21 protein-coding genes are annotated in these 19,001 nt (G+C 61.1%); 13 read left to right on the top strand and 8 right to left on the bottom strand.

The genetic code is table 11. The features are described 5' to 3' along the window. Nucleotides 1-82 precede the first annotated feature (82 nt). Nucleotides 83-958 (bottom strand): DMT family transporter, encoded by an 876-nt coding sequence (locus IAE40_RS13695; RefSeq protein WP_200603363.1) that lies wholly within the window; start codon nucleotides 956-958, stop codon nucleotides 83-85. Between the two features lie 216 nt (nucleotides 959-1,174). Between IAE40_RS13695 and IAE40_RS13700 the strand changes: the two genes are divergently transcribed. Further along, a complete protein-coding gene (locus tag IAE40_RS13700) occupies nucleotides 1,175-1,813 on the top strand; it encodes a cupin domain-containing protein (RefSeq protein WP_197891133.1) in 639 nt (212 codons plus the stop codon). 12 nt (nucleotides 1,814-1,825) lie between these two features. Here the strand turns inward: IAE40_RS13700 and gcvA are convergent, their stop codons facing one another. Beyond that, nucleotides 1,826-2,746, bottom strand: a complete 921-nt coding sequence (gene gcvA / locus IAE40_RS13705; protein ID WP_200603364.1) for a transcriptional regulator GcvA — start codon at nucleotides 2,744-2,746, stop codon at nucleotides 1,826-1,828. A gap of 208 nt (nucleotides 2,747-2,954) precedes the next feature. Between gcvA and glpT the strand changes: the two genes are divergently transcribed. Both glpT and IAE40_RS13715 read left to right on the top strand, forming a co-directional pair. Further along, entirely contained in the window at nucleotides 2,955-4,307 is a 1,353-nt protein-coding gene (glpT, locus tag IAE40_RS13710) for a glycerol-3-phosphate transporter (protein WP_063545483.1), read from the top strand. 467 nt (nucleotides 4,308-4,774) lie between these two features. Then, a complete protein-coding gene (locus IAE40_RS13715; RefSeq protein ID WP_065861819.1) occupies nucleotides 4,775-6,103 on the top strand; it encodes an OprD family porin in 1,329 nt (442 codons plus the stop codon). Nucleotides 6,104-6,229: 126 nt separating this feature from the next. On the opposite strand, the gene IAE40_RS13720 is transcribed toward IAE40_RS13715, so the two are convergent. Continuing rightward, a complete protein-coding gene (locus IAE40_RS13720) occupies nucleotides 6,230-6,745 on the bottom strand; it encodes a DUF3455 domain-containing protein (RefSeq protein ID WP_200603365.1) in 516 nt (171 codons plus the stop codon). 385 nt (nucleotides 6,746-7,130) lie between these two features. On the opposite strand from IAE40_RS13720, the gene IAE40_RS13725 reads away from it, so the two are divergent. The 6 genes from IAE40_RS13725 (at nucleotide 7,131) to IAE40_RS13750 (ending at nucleotide 12,831) form a co-directional block, all read left to right on the top strand. Next, entirely contained in the window at nucleotides 7,131-7,979 is an 849-nt protein-coding gene (locus IAE40_RS13725; RefSeq protein ID WP_197893301.1) for a hypothetical protein, read from the top strand. A gap of 15 nt (nucleotides 7,980-7,994) precedes the next feature. Beyond that, nucleotides 7,995-8,873, top strand: a complete 879-nt coding sequence (locus tag IAE40_RS13730; protein WP_153773436.1) for a c-type heme family protein — start codon at nucleotides 7,995-7,997, stop codon at nucleotides 8,871-8,873. A gap of 13 nt (nucleotides 8,874-8,886) precedes the next feature. Beyond that, entirely contained in the window at nucleotides 8,887-10,260 is a 1,374-nt protein-coding gene (locus tag IAE40_RS13735) for a serine/threonine-protein kinase (protein ID WP_200603366.1), read from the top strand. Continuing rightward, nucleotides 10,257-11,072, top strand: coding sequence for a PP2C family protein-serine/threonine phosphatase (locus tag IAE40_RS13740; RefSeq protein WP_234465141.1), 816 nt, complete (start codon nucleotides 10,257-10,259; stop codon nucleotides 11,070-11,072). The genes IAE40_RS13735 and IAE40_RS13740 overlap by 4 nt, the downstream gene beginning before the upstream one ends. Before the next feature lie 205 nt (nucleotides 11,073-11,277). Beyond that, nucleotides 11,278-11,748, top strand: a complete 471-nt coding sequence (locus IAE40_RS13745; protein WP_197893303.1) for a hypothetical protein — start codon at nucleotides 11,278-11,280, stop codon at nucleotides 11,746-11,748. 324 nt (nucleotides 11,749-12,072) lie between these two features. Then, entirely contained in the window at nucleotides 12,073-12,831 is a 759-nt protein-coding gene (locus IAE40_RS13750) for an HNH endonuclease (protein ID WP_197893304.1), read from the top strand. A gap of 538 nt (nucleotides 12,832-13,369) precedes the next feature. On the opposite strand, the gene IAE40_RS13755 is transcribed toward IAE40_RS13750, so the two are convergent. From IAE40_RS13755 to cynR, 4 genes are all read right to left on the bottom strand, one after another. Further along, nucleotides 13,370-13,615 carry a DUF3630 family protein gene (locus IAE40_RS13755; protein ID WP_197893305.1) on the bottom strand — a complete coding sequence of 82 codons (246 nt, stop codon included), beginning with the start codon at nucleotides 13,613-13,615 and terminating at the stop codon, nucleotides 13,370-13,372. Between the two features lie 127 nt (nucleotides 13,616-13,742). Further along, nucleotides 13,743-14,294, bottom strand: a complete 552-nt coding sequence (locus IAE40_RS25740; RefSeq protein WP_325167279.1) for a DUF3077 domain-containing protein — start codon at nucleotides 14,292-14,294, stop codon at nucleotides 13,743-13,745. Beyond that, nucleotides 14,239-14,496, bottom strand: coding sequence for a hypothetical protein (locus tag IAE40_RS13765; RefSeq protein WP_197893307.1), 258 nt, complete (start codon nucleotides 14,494-14,496; stop codon nucleotides 14,239-14,241). The genes IAE40_RS25740 and IAE40_RS13765 overlap by 56 nt, the downstream gene beginning before the upstream one ends. A gap of 507 nt (nucleotides 14,497-15,003) precedes the next feature. Then, entirely contained in the window at nucleotides 15,004-15,891 is an 888-nt protein-coding gene (gene cynR, locus IAE40_RS13770; protein WP_200603367.1) for a transcriptional regulator CynR, read from the bottom strand. Between the two features lie 110 nt (nucleotides 15,892-16,001). Here cynR and IAE40_RS13775 point away from each other — a divergent pair, with 110 nt between their 5' ends. From IAE40_RS13775 to IAE40_RS13785, 3 genes are all read left to right on the top strand, one after another. Continuing rightward, on the top strand, nucleotides 16,002-16,661 hold the full coding sequence (locus IAE40_RS13775; RefSeq protein WP_200603368.1) for a carbonic anhydrase: 660 nt from the start codon (nucleotides 16,002-16,004) through the stop codon (nucleotides 16,659-16,661). Nucleotides 16,662-16,700: 39 nt separating this feature from the next. Further along, nucleotides 16,701-17,171 carry a cyanase gene (gene cynS, locus IAE40_RS13780; RefSeq protein ID WP_054895305.1) on the top strand — a complete coding sequence of 157 codons (471 nt, stop codon included), beginning with the start codon at nucleotides 16,701-16,703 and terminating at the stop codon, nucleotides 17,169-17,171. A gap of 109 nt (nucleotides 17,172-17,280) precedes the next feature. Further along, nucleotides 17,281-17,538: a DUF2790 domain-containing protein gene (locus IAE40_RS13785; RefSeq protein WP_197893309.1), complete on the top strand. Its 258-nt coding sequence runs from the start codon at nucleotides 17,281-17,283 to the stop codon at nucleotides 17,536-17,538. A 189-nt stretch (nucleotides 17,539-17,727) separates the two neighbouring features. On the opposite strand, the gene IAE40_RS13790 is transcribed toward IAE40_RS13785, so the two are convergent. Continuing rightward, nucleotides 17,728-18,048, bottom strand: a complete 321-nt coding sequence (locus IAE40_RS13790) for a hypothetical protein (RefSeq protein WP_197893310.1) — start codon at nucleotides 18,046-18,048, stop codon at nucleotides 17,728-17,730. Nucleotides 18,049-18,416: 368 nt separating this feature from the next. On the opposite strand from IAE40_RS13790, the gene IAE40_RS13795 reads away from it, so the two are divergent. Then, nucleotides 18,417-18,842, top strand: a complete 426-nt coding sequence (locus IAE40_RS13795; protein ID WP_197893311.1) for a RidA family protein — start codon at nucleotides 18,417-18,419, stop codon at nucleotides 18,840-18,842. Nucleotides 18,843-19,001 lie beyond the last annotated feature (159 nt).

The following is a 19,001-nucleotide window of genomic DNA, read 5'->3' on the forward strand; positions in this document are numbered from 1 at the left end:
GTGAAATGCCCTGATCGCTGAAGCCAACCCGAGCCCACAGGCATGCTGAATACCTGTGGGTTCGGTGCTCCAACAAGCGCGCCTACACGCGCCGTGCCGAGAGCGCCAGCCCTACCCCGCCCAGCACCACCACCGAGGCCACCAGCAAGCGCAGCGACAGCGTTTCGCCCAACAGCCACACCCCGCCCAGCGAAGCGATCACTGGCACACTCAACTGCATGGTCGCCGCCTGCTGTGCGCTGACCTGCCTGACCACGCCATACCACACCGCATACCCCGCCCCCGATGCCAGTACACCTGAGGCCAGTGCATAGAGCACTCCACTCGTCCCCACCACCGGCCCATCGCCAACCACCAGCCCCGCAGCCAGCAACAGCAGTAACGGCAAGCTGAAGAGAAAATTGCCCGCCGTATCGGCCAAGGGCCGCAACGACCCCTTGCCCAGCAGCGAATACGCGCCCCAGGCCACTCCCGCCAACGCCATCACCAGCGAACTCGCCAAAGGCGGCGCTGCAGCCCCCGGCAACAGCAGCAGCACCAACCCGGCAAAGGCCATCAACATGCCTCCCATCACCCGCCCGCTGAAACGCTCGCCACGAATCCAGGCGTACAGGAACATGGTCATCTGCACCGCGCCGAACAGCACCAAGGCCCCTACCCCAGCACCCAGCTGCACATAGGCCACCGAGAACAGCCAGGCATACAGGAACAGCGCCAGACCGCCCTTCCAACTGCCACCCAGGCCCTGGCGCGGTGCGCGCAGGCGCAGCAGAATCAGCAGGAAAGCGCAGCCGCTGAGCAAGCGCAGCGCGGTGAAGGACTCGGGATCGATCGCCCCCTGCGCCAGGGCCAGGCGGCAGAAGATCGAGTTGGCGGCAAAGGCCAGTAGACTGAAGAGTGCAGCCCACAGCCAGCGGCGCACACGCGGGCTGGAAACGGCGATGGTCTTGTTGTTCATAGTCCCATTCCGAAAGAAAAACTTTGCACTGCGCAGCGACTGTCAGGTTGACCCGCGCTTGCTCCGCGCACAAACGGATAGTCGGTTCTGCGAGCGCGCAGCGGCAACATAGATTTTCTTTAGCAGCAGCAAAGATTTGCTCGGTTGCGCCAGCGACGGCCATGCATCGATCATGGCTTCAATTCCAGACCTTCAGACTGTCCCAGGAGCGCCCTCATGGAACTGCAGAAATACCTCAACGATGACCTGAGCCAGCGCGTGATCATGCACGGCGCCGACCTGCCCTGGATCGACAGCCCAAGCCCGGGCGTGCAGCGCCGTCCGCTGTTTCGCATTGGTTGTGAGAAGGCGCGGGCCACCACCCTGGTGCGCTACGAACCAGGCAGCCATTTCAGCACCCACCGCCATCCGCGCGGCGAGGAGTTCCTGGTGCTGGAAGGCGTGTTCGAAGACGAGCACGGGCGCTACCCCGTCGGCAGCTACGTGCGTAATCCACCCGGAAGCAAGCACACACCGGGCGGCGCGCAGGGTTGCACGATCTTCGTCCGTCTGCGCCAGTTCGATGACCATGACAACGTGCAGATGAGCACGCACTTGAACGGACAACCGCACCAGTTGCTGTTCGAGAACGTGCATGAGCGAGTCAGCGTCGAGCGGTTGCAGCCCTCAGCGTCGCTGCACCTGGACAACGGACGTGGGCTCGAGGTGCTGGTGCTGGACGGCAGTCTGGAGGGCGACGGCTTCGTCCTGCGCCCGTGGAGCTGGATGCGCCTGCCAGCAGGCATGGACTTGCAGGCGCAGGCGGGCTCCGATGGTGCCCGCGTCTGGGTCAAGGATGCCTCGTTGCAGCTGTGAGCGCGCGCCCCTTCAAGCGCTGCGCGCCTCCTCCAGCAACCAGTCGCGAAACGCCTGCACCTTGGCCAGGCTCGCGCTTTCAGGCCGATACACCACGTAGTACGCCTGGGTAAGCGGACAATCCAGGCCCTTGTCGGCGAAGGGCCGGATCAGCCGGCCGGCCGCCAGGTCATCGCGCACCATCACGCTGCGCGCCAACGCCAGGCCCTGCCCGTCCATTGCCGCCTGCAGCACCGCCGCCGAGTTGTTGATGCGCAGGCCGTGGTCGGACTTGATCTCGAACAGCCCCGAAGCATCCAGCCACATCCGCCAGGTGGGGTAGTCGGTGTCACGGCCCATGGTCAGATCATGGATCAGCGTACTGCGCGCCAGCGCCTCGGGGGTCAGCATGCCCTCGCGCAGCAGCGGGTAGTCTGGCGCGCACACCGGGAACATGACCTCGTCCATCAAGTGCACCGCGGCCAACCCCGGCCATTTGCCCGCGCCATAGCGCACGCCCACATCGATCCGCTCGACCTGGAAATCCAGCGAGCGGGCGCTGGTGTCGAGCAGCACGTCCATGTCCGGATAGGCCTGCTGAAAGCGCTCGATGCGCGGCAACAGCCATTTCGAGGCAAACGCCGGGCTCACCGTCACTGTCAGCCCCGCATGCACCGAGGCGTCCTTCAAGCGGGCCAAGCCTAGCGTCAATCGTTCGAATCCTTCGCGGATATCCGGCAAGGCCACCCGCGCTGCCTCGGTCAGCACCAAGCGCGCGCTGCCGCTGCCGGCGCGGGTGAACAGTGCAATGCCCAGCCAGGCCTCGAGGTTGCGTACCTGCTGGCCGACCGCAGCGGGTGTGACGTTCAGCTCCGCCGCTGCGGCGGAAAAGCTCTGATGCCGTGCAGCGGCCTCGAAGGCGCGCAGGGCGTTGAGATAGGCAGGCGTCGTCATCGATAGCTGTTCTTTCAATAAAGGCAAAGTCTTATGTGCTGTTACACACGCGAATGGGCGCAACGCTAGCACACAGCAGGCGCCCTTGATCACGATCTGACGGAACGTTCGCAAAGCAACACTTCCGACTGTGAAAGCGATATTTTTTTCTGTAACGAAAATGTAATATTCGCTTTCGCAGATAAAACAACAACGTTGGAGTACCCCGATGTTTGCCTTCTTCCGCCCCGCCGTGCACCGGGCGCCGCTGCCCGCTGAACAGGTCGACAGTACCTATCGCCGCCTGCGCTGGCAGATCTTCGCCGGCATCTTCTTCGGTTATGCAGGCTATTACCTGCTGCGCAAGAACTTCTCCCTCGCCATGCCTTACCTGATCGACGAGGAAGGCTACACCCGCGGCCAGCTCGGTCTGGCAATCTCGGCCATCGCCATTGCCTACGGCCTGTCCAAGTTCCTCATGGGCCTGGTGTCCGACCGCTCCAACCCCCGTTACTTCCTGCCCTTCGGCCTGCTGGTATCGGCAGCGGTGATGTTCGTGTTCGGATTCGCGCACTGGGCCACCTCCAGCGTCACCATCATGTTCATCCTGCTGTTCATCAACGGCTGGGCCCAGGGCATGGGCTGGCCGCCGAGCGGACGAACCATGGTGCACTGGTGGTCGCAGAAGGAGCGCGGCGGCGTGGTGTCGGTGTGGAACGTGGCACATAACGTGGGTGGCGGCCTGATTGGCCCGCTGTTCATCCTCGGCCTGGGTTGGACCAACGACTGGCATGCCGCCTTCTATGTACCGGCCGCCGTGGCGGTGCTGGTGGCCGTGTTCGCCTTCGTCACCATGCGCGACACCCCGCAATCGGTGGGCCTGCCGCCGATCGAGGAGTACAAGAACGACTACCCCGAAGGCTACGACGCCAGCCACGAACAGGAATTCAGCGCCAAGCAGATCTTCGTCAAGTACGTGCTGCGCAACAAGATGCTCTGGTACATCGCCCTGGCCAACGTGTTCGTCTACCTGCTGCGCTACGGCGTGCTCGACTGGGCGCCGACCTACCTCAAGGAGGCCAAGCACTTCACCGTCGACAAGACCTCCTGGGCCTACTTCTTCTACGAGTGGGCAGGCATCCCCGGCACCCTGCTGTGCGGCTGGATGTCGGACAAGATCTTCCGTGGCAATCGCGGCCTGACCGGCATCGTGTTCATGGCCCTGGTCACCGTCGCCACCCTGGTGTACTGGCTCAACCCACCGGGCAACCCGACCGTCGACATGATCGCGCTGTTCTCCATCGGCTTCCTGATCTACGGCCCGGTGATGCTGATCGGCCTGCAGGCGCTGGAGCTGGCGCCGAAGAAAGCCGCCGGCACCGCCGCCGGGTTCACTGGCCTGTTCGGCTACCTGGGCGGCTCGGTCGCAGCCAGTGCGGCGATGGGCTACACCGTCGACCACTTCGGCTGGGACGGCGGCTTCGTGCTGCTGGTCGGTGCCTGCCTGCTGTCGATCGCCTTCCTGCTGCCGACACTGCGCCACACTCAGGTTGCCAGCAGCCGCCGCGAAGCGGTGGTGTGATCGGCTGATATAACGCCCGCGGCAAACAACAAGGCCGGTGACATGCTTTGTCACCGGCCTTGTTGTTTCTGCTGCAGGAAAGCTGCCCGCTACCCTTCCAGGCGCGCTGAAATCAGTGCGCAAAAAAATAGCTCTTCGCCACCCGTCATTAAATACCAGGCATAAAAAAGCCGCCTGAAACCAGGCGGCAAACAACCAAAGGGCGATAAAGTGGAGCCCACCCAGGAGGTGCTCTAGCACGGGGGATGTCCTGAGTGCACGAATACTTTATCGGGGCCGACTTTAACCCCATAGTCACTCCATACTGCAATCAAAAACCGTGATTTCGATTATCAACGAAACACAATGGCATGCGCGGCGCGGCATTTGTTACTAGTAGCCCGGCATCAATACCGGCTAAACCCTTACAACAATTACATTCCTTTACCCAGACACCTGCCTCAACAATTCCAACCAAGGGGTATGACATGTCGCCATTCCGACTCTCCATGCTGAGCGCGGCACTGCTGTGCGCGCCGTTGCAAGCCGCATTCGCCGAAGCCGTTTCGAGCCAGTCCGAAGCCAAGGGATTCTTCGAAGGCAGCGAGCTGAATGCACGCCTGCGCAACTACTACTTCAACCGTGATGGCAAGTCGCAAGGCCCGGATCGCCGCGACTGGACCCAAGGTTTCATCCTCAACTACAGCTCCGGCTTCACCCAGGGTACCGTGGGCTTCGGCGTCGAAGCGTTCGGCCACCTGGCAGTCAAGCTCGACGGCGGCAAGGGCACCTCCGGCACCGGCAACCTGCCCGTCAGGGACAACGGCTCACCCGAAGACGACTACGGCCGCGCCGGTGGTGCGTTGAAAGTGCGCATCTCCAAGACCGAACTGCGCTGGGGCGACTTGCAACCCACGGCGCCAGTATTCGCCGCCGGCGGTACCCGCCTGCTGCCGCAAACCGCCACCGGCTTCAACCTGCTCAGCAGCGAGATCAAGGGGCTGGACCTGGAGGCGGGCCACTTCACCGGCGGCAACGGCCCGGTCACCACCAACGGCGACCATGGCCTGTGGGCCTCCTACGCCAATATCCAGGCTGACAGCATCGACTACATCGGCGGCAAATACGCAGTCAACGACGCCCTGTCGGTGTCGCTGTACGGCTCCAAGCTGCAGGACATCTGGCGCCAGTACTACGGCAACGCCAACTACATCCTGGCGCTGGCCGACGACCAGTCGCTGAACTTCGACTTCAACCTCTACCGCACCAACGACGATGGTCGCGCCGACGCCGGCGCGATCAACAACACCACCTGGTCGTTCTCCACCGCGTACAGTTTCCTCTCGGCGCACACCATCACCCTGGCCTACCAGAAAGTGCACGGCGACACCCCGTTCGACTATGTCGCCTTCGGCATCAACGGCCCGGGAGACACCGGTGACGGGATCTTCCTGGCCAACTCCATCCAGTACTCGGACTTCAACGGGCCAGAGGAAAAATCATGGCAGGTGCGCTACGACCTGGACATGAACACCTTCGGTGTGCCGGGCTTGAGCTTCATGGCCCGCTACGTCAACGGCCATGGCATCGACGGCAGCAAGATGGCCGCGGACAGCAAGTACCTGGGCTATGGCTATGGCGAGGATGGCAAGCATCATGAGACCAACCTCGAAGCCAAGTACGTGGTGCAGTCCGGCCCCGCCAAGGACCTGTCGGTGCGCCTTCGCGAGGCGATCCATCGGGGCAATGCCGACCAGGCCGAAGGGGATGTCAACGAGTTCCGGGTGATCGTCGACTACCCGCTGTCGATTCTCTGACCGCGACGTCAGTGCCGGCCCTATCGCGGGCAAGCCCGCTCCCACAGGTCGCCACTGGCCCTTGCAGGAGCGGGCTTGCCCCGCGATGAGGCCGGCACTGAAATCCATCAAACCCTGAACACTCCATCACCGCCCCAGAAACACATACCGCGCGCTGTACGGTTCAACGTGCAGCGCGCCTTCCTGTGTGCAGCTTCCGGCGAACTTGCCACCCTGGGTATCGAGCCGCTGCACCTCGTCCACTCCACTCAACACGCCCTGCCCCTGGTGGCTGGCAACCTCCAGTTGCAACAGCGCAATATCCTGCTCGCCCGCGCCCGGCGCCTGGGCCACGACCTTGCCGGTCACCCGGCTGCCGTCGTCCATCTCCCAGGACGGCCCGACAAAATGGTGGCCGACGGTCTTGCCGCCGAGGGTGAGAGTGGCCAACGGTTCGCGAAATGCCCACTTCAAATGCCCGGTTTCATCGGCCCGGCAGTCATACACCTGCCCCCCCACTGCTTGCACAGCGAGGATCTCGGCCTTGCCCGGCGCGACGGTAAAGCTGGTCGGCGCTGCGCCAGCGAGCAGTGGCACGGCCAGGGCGCAGACGCCGAGGAAAGCGCGGCGGCGTTGCGGGGTGGTGCATGAGGTCGGGTGCATGGTGTTTTGCCTGTGATCAATGGGGACCTCTACACAACAAGCCAGCCCACCCGTTTATTCCCGCCGTATCTACCGGCCCTATCGCGGGACCAGTCGCAACGGCGAACCGCCGCTCCCACAGGTTCATCATCGTTATTGAAAGCGGTGGGGTGCCTGTGGGAGCGGCGGTTCGCCGCTGCGACTGGTCCCGCGATAGGGCCAGCAATGCCAACGAATAACCCGCGCGCCCATGACGAGAACACCCGCCATCGCCCTTTTATTCCATGATTTCATTCAATACATCCCCTTGAAATACATAGAAAAAATTGACGTTCATCGCACCCCGTGAATCGGTAGCCTGCGCTCATCCCGGGGTTACCCCTTCCGTACACACGATGACCGAACCGTGAACAGAACCGCGCTCCTCCCCCTCCTGGCTGGCCTGCTCCACCTCTCGCCACTGCTCGCCGCCCCGGCAGATATCGGGGTGATCAGCGCGGCGGAAAAGCCCGTGCAACTGCTGCGTGGCACGAGCGTCTACCAAGCCAGCGCCGGCACCCGCCTGCAGAGTGCCGACTACCTCGAAGCCGGCAGCACAGGCGTGCTCATCGACCAACTGGCCGGCACACGCATTGCCCTTGGCCCGCACACCCGCCTGTATCTGGAACACACTGGCAACACCACCCATCTCAACCTGCTGCAGGGCTGGCTCAAGCTGCAACCGTTGAGTGGCGTACCCCAAGGCAATCTACGGGTCAGCACCGCCAACCTGGCGCTCGATGCGAGCAAGGCCGCCAGCGTCATCCATGCCGACGCCAGTGGCACCGAAGTGTTCGTCGAAGACGGCATGGTCAGCGTCCGTGATCCGGGGCAGAAGCCGCGCGACACTGCCAGGCAGGTGCTGCGCCGCGAAGAATTTGCCCAGGCCAAGGGCCAAGGCCCCGTGAGCGCGCCGGGTCGCCCCAGTGGCGACTTCATCGGCGCGATGCCGCCCGCTTTCTTCGACCCGCTGCCCAGCGTCGCCGCCCGCAAGCTCACAGCCGACCCGCTGAACAAGCTGCGTGAGGCCAGCTTCGCCGACGCCAGCCCGCTGCTGCTCGGCCCCCTCAAGCTCAACGGCGCATCCTTGGCCACACGATTCACACCGCGCCTGGCCGATCCGGCCTTCCGCCAGGCCATCGTGCAGCGCTTCGGCGGCACGCTGGACTGGGAAACCGCGCTGTACCGATTCGAACGCAAGAACGCCACGCGCTGACACCCCGGAGCCCCCATGAAACTGACCCTGGCCGTACGCTTCAACCTGGTGTTCCTGGCCGTCTTCATCGTTGGCTTCATCGCCAGCAGCCTGTTCGCCCACTACCTGCTGCAAAAGAGCGCACGTGAAGAATCACTGGACAAGGCACGCATGCTCATGAGCGCCGCCAGCGCCAGCAGCACCTACACCGCCGAACAGATCGTGCCGCTGCTGGAGAACCGCCTGAAGTTCGAATTCCTGCCACAGTCGATCCCCTCCTTCGCCGCCACCGAACAGCTCCAGCAACTGCTCAAGACCTACCCCGACTTCCTCTACAAGGAAGCCACCCTCAACCCGACCAACCCGCGCAACAAGGCCACCGGCTGGGAAACCGAGGTGGTCGAACAGTTGCGCGGCAAACCCGACACCCAAGAACTGATCGGCGAGCGCAGCGATGGCAAGGGCCCGGCGCTGTTCGTCGCCCAGCCGATCCAGATCACCGACCCCGCCTGCCTGGCCTGCCATACCTCCCCGGAAACCGCACCGAAAACCGTGGTCGACCGCTACGGCACGCACAACGGCTTTGGCTGGAAGCTCAACGAGATCATCGGCGCGCGCCTGGTCTCGGTGCCGCTGGCCGTGCCGCTGCAACGCGCCAACGAGCTGTTGCACACCTTCATGCTGTCGCTGCTGGGGGTGTTCGTGTTCCTGTTCTGCGCGCTCAACGTGATGGTCCACCTGTTCGTCATCCGCCGCCTGCGGGCGATGTCGGCACTGGCCGACCGGGTCAGCCTCGGCGAAGACGACGTGCCCGAGATGGACGTCAGCGGCCACGATGAACTGGCACGCATGGGCCAATCGTTCGTGCGCATGCGCACCAGCCTGGTCAGCGCCATGAAGATGCTCGAAGAATAACCGGGAGCCCACCATGCTCGAACAACTGGGCAAGTACCGCATCGACAGCGTGCTCGGCAAAGGTGCCATGGGCACCGTGTACAAAGCCTTCGACCCGCACATCGCCCGAGTGGTGGCGCTCAAGACCATCCGCCGCGAGCTGCTCGGCGACGCCCAGCAGCACCAGTTGCTCAGCCGCTTCCAGAACGAGGCCCAGGCCGCCGGGCGCCTGAGCCACCCGAACATCGTCGCGGTGTACGACTACGGCGAAGACGACGGCGCCGCCTACATCGCCATGGAGTTCGTCGACGGCATCGCCCTCAACACCCGCCTGCAGAACCAGGAGCCGCGCCAGTTGGCCCAGGTGCTGGGCTGGATGCGCCAACTGCTCGGCGCCCTGCACTACGCCCACGCCAAGGGCGTGGTGCACCGCGACGTGAAACCCGCCAACCTGCTGATCACCGCCGACAACCAGGTCAAGGTCACCGACTTCGGCATCGCCCGCATCGACACCTCGGTGCTGACCCAGACCGGCTCGATGATCGGCACGCCCAGCTACATGTCGCCCGAGCAGTTCTGCGGCGAACTGGTGGATGGCCGCTCCGACGTGTTCTCGGCGGGCATCGTGCTGTACCAGTTGCTCACCGGCGAGCGCCCGTTCTCGGGTTCCGCGACCATGGTGATGCAGCAGATCCTCAACCAGACCCCGGTGCCGCCGTCGAGCCTGAACCCGACCCTCGACCCGCAGTTCGACCAACTGATCCGCCAGGCCCTGGCCAAGCGCCCGGACGAGCGCTTCGCCTCGGCGCAGGACTTCCTCGACGCCCTGGAAGCCCTGTCCGGCCCACAGACTCTGGGCAGCGTGGAACTGGACGACGACCGCACCCGGCTGCTGATGCCCGCCTCGTTCAGCCACGCCAGCCTGGGCAGTTCGCCAACCAGCAGCAGTGAAGCGGCGGACACCCTGACCCCGTGGAAACGCCAGGTCCGCCCGCAGCTCGAATCGCTGCTGTCGCAACAGATCGGCCCACTGGCGCGCCTGCTGGTCAAGCGCAGCCTGGCTAGCGCCGACGACTTCGCCAGCCTGCGCAGCGCCCTGCTGCCGCACATTCCCTCCGAGCGTGGCCGCGAACAGTTCGTCGCCGCCACCGAAGCGCTGCTGAGCTCGACCGAAACACTGCCAGCCCAAGACATCCTGGTCAGCCAACCCGGCACGCCAGAAGCGTTGGCCCCCGCTTTCCTGGAGGCCTGCGAAACGCGCTTGACCTACCTGATCGGCCCCATCGCCCGCGTCGTCATGCGCCGCGCCCTGCCCCGCGCCAGCACCCGCCAGGCGCTGTTGCAGACCCTGGCCGAACATATTCCCGACCCCGCCCAACGCAGCGCCTTTCTCGAGGAGCAGCCATGAGCGCGCCACAAAACCACATGGCAACCGCGCCCTGCCTGCTGCGCGGCGGCATCGCCTTCGGTCACAGCGACACCGGCCCGGTGCGCCAGCACAACGAAGACCACTTCCTGATCGACCCACGCCTGGAGCTGCTGGCCGTGGCCGACGGCATGGGCGGCCACCAGGCCGGCGCCCTGGCCAGCGCCCTGGCCCTGGAGTCGCTGCGCGATTGCCTGGCGCACCAACTGGCGCAGCTCACCCACACCTCCAGCGACCCCGACGCCACCTGCCAAGTGCCCTCGATGCAGGCCCTGAGCGTGCTGCACGAGGCGCTCGAAGCGGTCAACACCCGCTTGTACGCGCACAACCACACCCGCCAGCTCAGCGAAGGTCGCGGCATGGGCACCACCCTCACCGGCGTCTGGCGCCCCCAGGCAGGTGGGCCGTTGTTGGCGTTTCATGTGGGAGATAGCCGCCTGTATCGCTATCGCCACGGTGAGCTGGAGCAGTTGAGCCGCGACCAAACGTGGTACCAGCAGGCTCTGGATGCCGGGCATTTCGATCGGCTGCCGGCGCGCAATGTGCTGTTGCAGGCGATCGGGCCAGCGCCGCGGGTGGAGCCGCAGGTGTGGGTGCAGGTGGTGCAGGCGGAAGATTTGCTGATGTTGTGCAGTGATGGGGTTCATGGGTGTGTGCCGCATCATGAGATGGCGCGGGTGCTGGAGGGTGCCGGGCGGGACAACTTGGCGGCGAGCAGTCAGCGGTTGATTCGGTTGGCGGTGGAGTATGGGGGGCGGGATAACGCTACGGTGGTGTTGGTGAGGTATGAGTGAGGGGTGGTGGCTGACCTCCCAGGATTGCTGGTGTTTTCGAAATACTGCGTTAGCTGCGGCTGGTTTGGGCCCTTGAAGCCGTTCACTAGCGAACGACCGTATTCGGCCCTTTACAGCCTGTCGATTGATACACTCCATCCACCCAATCCAGCCCTCGGACCTTTCGATTCACAGTCAGCTTTGCTGCTTTCAGGATGAACTCAGAATGCCTACTTTTGAAATTCTGCCATTGCAAGCCATAGGTCCAGTACGCCTTGGTGCTACACGCATGGAAACGAGGGAGGTAATGGCCGCCATGGGATACCCGCTGGAAGCTGCTCGTGAGCAGCTCGATTATTTTTCCAGTAATGCTATGCAAATCTCGTATGACATCGACGAGACAGTAATCTTCATTGGCGTATCTGGAAGTTCAACTTTCCAGGTGACATTCAAAGGCTTAGACGTTTTCAATCTTGCTGCTCCCGACCTTTTCTCGCTGATGGCTGAGGCCGATAACTCTGGCCCGCATGAGTTCAACAGCTATGAATACTGCTTCCCAAACCAGATCCTTACGCTTTGGGATGCGGATGAACAGTATGACCGAGACGGCCGGGGGGCACGCGCGATATGGAGTCAGGTCGGGATTGGCAATGATGCCTACCTGGGCGCCGTCGCAGCCATCAAGGACAAAGTATGAGTTGCGGAGGGGGCCGTTCGGGTTCGAACGCGACCGGTCATCACTGACTGCTATCGACCCATTGCTGCCCCTCAGGAGGGGCAGCTAACGGCCAGAAGCGGACGTAGGCATCAGATTCGCATTTGAGGGCTGGCAGCCGCCTTCACCCATTTCCACTTTTTTAGATTTTCGTGCCATAGGTACTGTGCAGCAATTGCTCGCTTTTTCAATCTCCGACTAGCGGCACAAGCAGCTAAATCCCACCAACCTCGACCACAGGCCTTTACAAGGTACGCTGCAATATTGATATCGTTGCATATCGATTCTGCGCGAAGGATTGCTCATATGTCTTCCATTACTGCTCTTGATGCTCAGGGCCAGCGGCTGTTGGCGCTCCTAGTAGCCAAACTACCCTCCGTAAGGCCTGCAAACCCGCAAACTTTCATCGGCTACAAGGAAGTGCACGACCGTCTCGGTCTACCTCAGCTGCGAGAAAAATTTGGCGAAAGCCTCAAGGTCCAAGGACTCGTTTCTCTTGCTGAATGGACGCATGAAACTGGCAAACCAGCGATCACCGGTCTGGTGATTGATCGCAGCTCATTGATGCCGGGCAAAGGCTATTTTGAGTTGTTTGGTCGACAGCCTGAGGACTTTGCCTGGTGGAGGGAAGAAATTGAAAAATCGAAAAGCTTCGATTGGTTGCCCTTTCTCCCCCAGGAGACTGTTCCAGAACCGCCTGCGGCCGTTGATATTGAAGGTTCAACTGATCGCGCAGAAGTAACAACTTATCGGATCATTCGCGACACATTGCTGGCACGGCGAGTCAAGCAACTACACGACTACCAATGCCAACTCTGCGATCACACGATCACACTGCCTGATGGGAGCCGGTACGCTGAAGCCCATCATGTTCAGCCACTGGGAGCCCCCCATAACGGACCGGATATATTGGAGAACATCGTCTGCGTATGCCCGAATCACCACGCCGAGCTTGATTACGGCGCGCGCACTCTCAACCAAACCGACCTCCGACCAGCAGAGGGGCACTCTCTTGGAGACCGCTATCTGGCATACCACAATACGAACGTCCACAAAGCGCCTTAGGCACCCGCGAACAGCGAGGACCCCGTAACATGACCACACCTACCGAATTGGATCTCCTTGCCTTCTCGTTTTTTCGTGAATTCGCACGCTGCGAGTATTGCCTCAAGGCCGTTGGGCTTCTGGAGGACTCCCAAATAAACCACAGGCCGACTGGGGCACCTTCGCAGCACAGGTGATAGCAGTTTTTGAGACGCCACTGAATGCGGAAACTGAAGGCGCGGTCCAGTACTACCTTACTCATCCCCCTAAAAACAAGTGGTTTTAGACGGAGTTCTTAGTTGGTCGACGACGCTTCCCAACCATCAGAGCCAAGCAGAACTCGTTCTGCGCCTCCATGGCAAATCCTCCACGTGCGGGAGGACAAGGATGGTTAACCAGAGCAGCAGTCGCTAACCGGCCGGAAGCGGACTGAGGAGCGGTAACTAAATCTTTCCCCTTTTCTTGAGCCCATTTTTTTTTAGATAGAGCTTGGGGATAAAATGGTTGTCGCGACGTAGCTCGCTCACCTCTGCCTCCATAAAAAAAGTGAAGCGTCACCCTATTCAACCAACGCACGTACTTTTTGAGCCATCTCATTGGCGTTATCAGGTACACATACTGAAATACCCAAATAGTGCTCAAGATGTAGGGTAAGCGTCTGGTCCCCCACTATCAGATCCCAGTAGCGCTGATCCAGCCCGTCAATTTTTTTCTTCCAGTAACCGCCTAGGACACGCTCAAGCCTCTGAGCCACGCTCTCGAAAAGCTTCCAGTCAGCGTGTTCTGATACTTCTATGATCGCCATGCGTCACCTCACCAAGCGAACGCAAATTGTCGTGTTTCTTGCGAACGTCAGCAATGGGTCGAAATCGGTCATCCAAAGACGTAGCCGTACATCCGGACGGACAACTCTGAGCTGCCCAACCTCTCCCTCAATCCCTTTTATGCATCCCCCTATGCGCATCATCCATCAACGCCTTGGCCATCTCACTAAGGTAATGCGCCGCCCAAACCAGCACCGGTTCGTCGTCCATCACCCCGATGAACGACGCCCGCCGCGCGCTATTGAGTAGTTCCGAAGCCTGTTGCAGCGCGTGGTCGGCGCAGTTGCCGGGCTCTACGCGGAACAGGTGTTTGCCTTTGACTTCGCTTTCCAGGCAGGTGTGGTGCCGACGGTCCAGCCGAGTTTGCCGAGGTGGTCTGGTGAGTCCTTGTCCATGGGGAAGTCCTTCGAGGTGCTGTGAATGGGGTGGGTGTGCGGGGGCAGCGGTGATGGTGTGGGCTAATTTTTTGTAGTGCCAATGCTGGCCTCTTCGCGGGTAAACCCGCGAAGCAGGCGATGCGGTGTATCGCACGGGTGTTGCTCGTGATCGCGGGGCAAGCCCGCTCCCACAGAGGCCCTGCAAGCCTTTTGGAAATGAGTACGGACTAATGCAGGGATAGCGGCCGCGTTCGACTCTTGAGCTGCACCTGGGCCAACGCACACTCCAACAGCGAGCGCACGGCGTCGAGCTCGTGCATCACGCTGAGCAGCATGATCGTGGCTGGGGATTTGGGGAGGAAGGTGATCGACTGGTTGGCTACTGCCAGGCCACACAGGGTGTATTCCATGGCTTCGACCAGAGTGTCTTCGAGGTAGTCGGGGGCTTCTGTAGTGTGCGGTGGGTCGGGGACTATCTTGAGCATGGCGTGATCTCGTCTATTCGATTGGACCACCACGACACCACTTGCATTTGATGGGTGGCGGCTACGTACAGGTCTGCAAGACCGGAAGACGAGAAAACCGGCAGATCCGAAGATCTCCCGCACGTAGCCACCATAGACGGCGTGACCGAGTAGGCTCGGCCAGCGAAGGTAGTCTCATCTTCGGGCTTGCAGGCCCGGTCGTTGATTTGGCAACGACCCGGCGAGACTAGTCGTCATCTGTATGATGCAAAAGCGGACGGAGGATGCTTGGGAAAGGGCCTACATGAAATAGCGAAAATCTGATTCGTTCGTGTAGGAAGTCATCTGATTTAGGGGTGAGTTGCTTGCTGGAGGTTAGTAGTACACATCAGTGCGCCGTCAGCGGCTAGAAAGCAGTAGGGGCTTCCCTCTCCTGCCAGTCTCCGCTTCGTAGGTCGGCTAGGCCATCATCGTTGCACTTGCCATTGGGCCCTGTTGCACACGCACATCCTACGGTCGCGCAAACCCTCAACGATCAAGATCGCTGGATACTTCTTTAGCCAGCTCGATGAAGACACGCACCGCCGCACTCAGAAAGGCGTCTTTGCGCCGCATCAGAACGGCCCGTCGCTGCAAGCGCTCCGGCTCCAGCGTGATGGCGACCAGGTCGTCATGGGCCAACGCAATTCTGGCAGGCAACAAGGTCGAGAGATTCGTCCGGCGAACGATCTCGATCACTGCGCCGAGGGCATTGGCCTCCATCTGCACCTTGGGGCGAATCTCATATTTGCGGCAGTAGCGGTCGATTTGCTCGCGAGTGGCAAACTCTGTGCTGAGCAAGACCAAAGACTCTGCACTCAGGCCGTGCGAACTAATGGAGCGTTCCTCGGCCAGGCGGTGTCTGCGGTTCATGACCAAAGCGAGCGTTTCGTTCAGCAAGGGGATGGCTTCGATATCCGGCGCATGTACTTCATCAAATGCGATCCCTACGTCCAGCTCTCCCGCCAACAGCAGCTCCTCGATACGCTCCTGGGAAATCTCTTTCAGGTTGACGGTGATCTTGGGGTACCTGGAGTGAAATGCCTCGATCAGCGGCCCCACCAGATAGGTCGTGAACGTCGGCGTTACGGCAACACGCAATGAGCCACGGCTGAGGTCGCTGACATCATGTATAGCCCTTTTGGCTTCCTGCAATTCCTGATACGCACGGCGCGCATAGAGAAGGTAGACCTCCCCCGCGTCAGTCAAACGCGTCGTGCGGCCTGATCGGTCGAACAACTGGGCTCCCAGGCTCTCTTCCAACTGCCTTACTTGCTGAGAAAGCGCCGGCTGAGAGACATGCAGCGCTGCTGCGGCCTTCGTGAAACTGAGATGTTCTGCAACGGCCAGGAAGTACTGGATGTGGCGAGCGAGCATGCCTAAAACCATAAGATAATCTGATCCGACTCATAATAAATGAGACTTTTACCTTATGCCACGGGCTGCTTAATCTCCGTCTCACACCCAGCGACATCGAGACAGCAACCATGAAAGCGATCATCGACGGATTTCTGAAGTTTCAAAAAAACGCCTTTCCTGAGCGGGTCAAGCTGTTCAAGGACCTTGCCAATCAGCAGGCGCCAAAAGCTCTCTTCATCTCCTGCTCTGATAGCCGACTGGTGCCTGAACTGGTCACCCAACGCGAGCCAGGCGATCTGTTTGTAATCCGCAACGCCGGCAATATCGTGCCCTCGTATGGGCCAGAGCCGGGTGGGGTTTCGGCGTCGGTCGAATACGCGGTCGCCGGACTCAACGTTGCAGACATCGTGATCTGCGGCCACTCCGACTGCGGCGCGATGACCGCCATCGCCACCTGCAAATGCCTGGATCACATGCCCGCCGTAGCCAGCTGGTTGCGGTATGCCGACTCAGCCAAGGTAGTCAATGAGGCCCGTCAGCATGCGGACGGGCCAAGCAAGGTTGCTTCCATGGTGCGCGAAAACGTGGTCGCGCAGTTGGCCAACATCCAGACCCACCCCTCCGTGCGCCTGGCGCTCGAAGAAGGCCGCGTGACCCTGCACGGTTGGATCTATGACATCGAGAGCGGACGTATCGACGCTTTTGATGGCAGCACCGGCACCTTCGTCTCTCTCGCGGAAAACCCAGAAGTCCACGCCGTTTCCCAGCCAGCCAGGCACGTCGCCTGAAACCTGTACCTGCACCTTTTCTTACCCAGGAGACTCACCATGATCCAGACCCAAGCCACCCGCACCGCTCGCCAGGAACTGACCGAAGTCATCATTCAGGCCAAGGCTCGCAAGGACCTGTCCTTTGCGCAAATCGTTGACGGTACGGGCCTGTCCGAGGCCTTCGTCACCGCGGCCTTGCTCGGCCAACATCCGCTGCCTGAAAGCGCCGCGAAGGTCGTAGGCGAAAAGCTCGACCTCGACGCTGATCAAGTCGCACTGCTGCAATCGATGCCGATCCGCGGCAGCTTCTTCGACGGGGTGCCGAGCGACCCTACCATCTACCGCTTCTACGAAATGATGTCGGTGTATGGAACCACCCTCAAAGCGCTGGTCCACGAGAAGTTCGGCGACGGCATCATCAGTGCCATCAACTTCAAGCTGGACATCAAGAAGGTCGAAGACCCGGACGGTGGTCACCGAGCTGTGATCACGCTGGACGGCAAGTACCTGCCTACCAAGCCCTTCTGATGTAGCTCAGCCCGGCGCCATACCGCGCCGGGCCGTCCCCAACATTCATGACGACTGAGCGCCAATCGGATGCTCAGGCCCTCCTACGCCCTCAGTACAGGTGATCACCATGAAACTCTTACTCGCTCTGTTCCTAGGCTGCCTTGGTTCTGTTGCCATGGCCGATGACCAAGGTACTCGAGCTGCACCAATGACGGTTGAACCCTATCGCTACTCTCAGAACCTGGATATCGCGCACGTTGTGGCTGTTACGCCGGTGCCCAATGTCTGCGAAGTTGTGCCGATGCAGCTGACTTACGACGACTCCAATGGCAAGCGGCATATCATGGAGTACAGAATCGTGGGGAATGGCTGTGCCAACAACTGATGCGCCGACCATACTGCAGCTCGACAGGCAGTTCCTGGACATCAGGGCAGATGGGATCGAGGCTTGGCATCCTGTATGGACGCAAGCCCACTGCGAAAATCGCTGTGGGCTTTTTGCTTCCGACAGAGGGTGATCTGCCGACTCGTCTGCGGGACGGGAATCTGGACGGCAGACGACCCTCCTGAAACTTCAGAGCCTGTACTCAATGGTGTAGGACTCATCCTCTCTCGGTTCTATCGTAATAGGAATGCCGAAGAGCTTTCCTCGACAATCACTGACGCTACACCGATACACATTTCCCTGCTGGAGCTGGTGCCAGAGCCCTTCGTCATGTATCGCAATCTGCAACACACGGTTGTTCGGATCCTCTCTGACCTGAGCAACGTGATGGTCCAGGTCGCACCCGAATTCAGCAGTAGTAAACTCGGGATCGTAGCCGATCAGCACACCGTGCCTTTTCAGGTCCTCCCGAATACGCTCAATCACGTCGTCTGCTTCTTGTTTTAGCATGATCGTTATCTCGCGGTGTTGTACTCATCAAAACTCTAGCTGACCTTGATGGTTTTCGTTGTTTATCGTGCAATCAACGACTCACCCTCATTCCTGAAATTCCCCACCGCCTTAGCGGGAGCTGGCGGTAGCGGGTGACTGCTTTCGCCCCATTACGGACACTGAAAAATCGCGTTTCGTAAGTGCGACGCCCACTCTGTAGGAGCGGGTTTACCCGCGAAGGAGGCGATGCGGTGCATGGCACGGGCGTTGCCCGTGATCGCGGGCAAGCCCGCTCCCACAGAGGCCCTGCAAGCCCTTTGAAACACGCTTGACCTCAAGTTGACTCGAGGTTGCAGACTGCCCGCTCTATCCTCTGGAGCAATCCCATGTCCGCAGATTCCCGTCCCGCATTCGCGCTGTCCAATCCACCCGGGCTGTATGACCCGAGCAGCAACGGGTACTCCCACGTCGCCGCGGTAGTACCTGGAGCCAGGCTGTTGTTCATTGCCGGACAAGGGGGCGAGGATGTCGACGGGCGACTGCCCGCCGAGTTTGCCGCGCAGGCCAGGCAGGCACTGGCCAATTTGGACACGGCGCTGCGGTCGCAGGGCGCGAGCTTGCAACAGGTGTTCAAGCTGACCTTGTTGATCGTCGATCATGATGAGCATCGCTTGCGTGAATGGGTCAGCGAGGTGAATCGGGTCTGGGAAAGCGGGCATCCGGTCTGCACCCTGATCCCCGTTCCACGGCTGGCGCTGGATGGCATGCTGGTGGAGATCGATGCGGTGGCCGCTTGCTGTGAGGTGGTTTGAGATGGATCTGACGTGACCCGCCGTGCCTGACACGGCGGTGTCTTTTTCGCGGGCAAGCCCGCTCCCACAGGTACCTCGCTGTACTCAAGATCAGCGGTGAGGGCGGTGCAGGTATGAAGCTCAAGCCGCGCCGCCACCCTCCCCGCCCAGCATGCCAAC

This window comes from Pseudomonas sp. S44 (assembly GCF_016624805.1).
Lineage (GTDB): Bacteria > Pseudomonadota > Gammaproteobacteria > Pseudomonadales > Pseudomonadaceae > Aquipseudomonas > Aquipseudomonas machongensis.

Coding starts and splice junctions, on each gene's coding strand:
- IAE40_RS13695 (WP_200603363.1), bottom strand. CDS start 958: ATGAACAACAAGACCATCGCCGTTTCCAGCCCGCGTGTGCGCCGCTGG.
- IAE40_RS13700 (WP_197891133.1), top strand. CDS start 1,175: ATGGAACTGCAGAAATACCTCAACGATGACCTGAGCCAGCGCGTGATC.
- gcvA (WP_200603364.1), bottom strand. CDS start 2,746: ATGACGACGCCTGCCTATCTCAACGCCCTGCGCGCCTTCGAGGCCGCT.
- glpT (WP_063545483.1), top strand. CDS start 2,955: ATGTTTGCCTTCTTCCGCCCCGCCGTGCACCGGGCGCCGCTGCCCGCT.
- IAE40_RS13715 (WP_065861819.1), top strand. CDS start 4,775: ATGTCGCCATTCCGACTCTCCATGCTGAGCGCGGCACTGCTGTGCGCG.
- IAE40_RS13720 (WP_200603365.1), bottom strand. CDS start 6,745: ATGCACCCGACCTCATGCACCACCCCGCAACGCCGCCGCGCTTTCCTC.
- IAE40_RS13730 (WP_153773436.1), top strand. CDS start 7,995: ATGAAACTGACCCTGGCCGTACGCTTCAACCTGGTGTTCCTGGCCGTC.
- IAE40_RS13735 (WP_200603366.1), top strand. CDS start 8,887: ATGCTCGAACAACTGGGCAAGTACCGCATCGACAGCGTGCTCGGCAAA.
- IAE40_RS13740 (WP_234465141.1), top strand. CDS start 10,257: ATGAGCGCGCCACAAAACCACATGGCAACCGCGCCCTGCCTGCTGCGC.
- IAE40_RS13745 (WP_197893303.1), top strand. CDS start 11,278: ATGCCTACTTTTGAAATTCTGCCATTGCAAGCCATAGGTCCAGTACGC.
- IAE40_RS13750 (WP_197893304.1), top strand. CDS start 12,073: ATGTCTTCCATTACTGCTCTTGATGCTCAGGGCCAGCGGCTGTTGGCG.
- IAE40_RS13755 (WP_197893305.1), bottom strand. CDS start 13,615: ATGGCGATCATAGAAGTATCAGAACACGCTGACTGGAAGCTTTTCGAG.
- IAE40_RS13765 (WP_197893307.1), bottom strand. CDS start 14,496: ATGCTCAAGATAGTCCCCGACCCACCGCACACTACAGAAGCCCCCGAC.
- cynR (WP_200603367.1), bottom strand. CDS start 15,891: ATGCTCGCTCGCCACATCCAGTACTTCCTGGCCGTTGCAGAACATCTC.
- IAE40_RS13775 (WP_200603368.1), top strand. CDS start 16,002: ATGAAAGCGATCATCGACGGATTTCTGAAGTTTCAAAAAAACGCCTTT.
- cynS (WP_054895305.1), top strand. CDS start 16,701: ATGATCCAGACCCAAGCCACCCGCACCGCTCGCCAGGAACTGACCGAA.
- IAE40_RS13785 (WP_197893309.1), top strand. CDS start 17,281: ATGAAACTCTTACTCGCTCTGTTCCTAGGCTGCCTTGGTTCTGTTGCC.
- IAE40_RS13790 (WP_197893310.1), bottom strand. CDS start 18,048: ATGCTAAAACAAGAAGCAGACGACGTGATTGAGCGTATTCGGGAGGAC.
- IAE40_RS13795 (WP_197893311.1), top strand. CDS start 18,417: ATGTCCGCAGATTCCCGTCCCGCATTCGCGCTGTCCAATCCACCCGGG.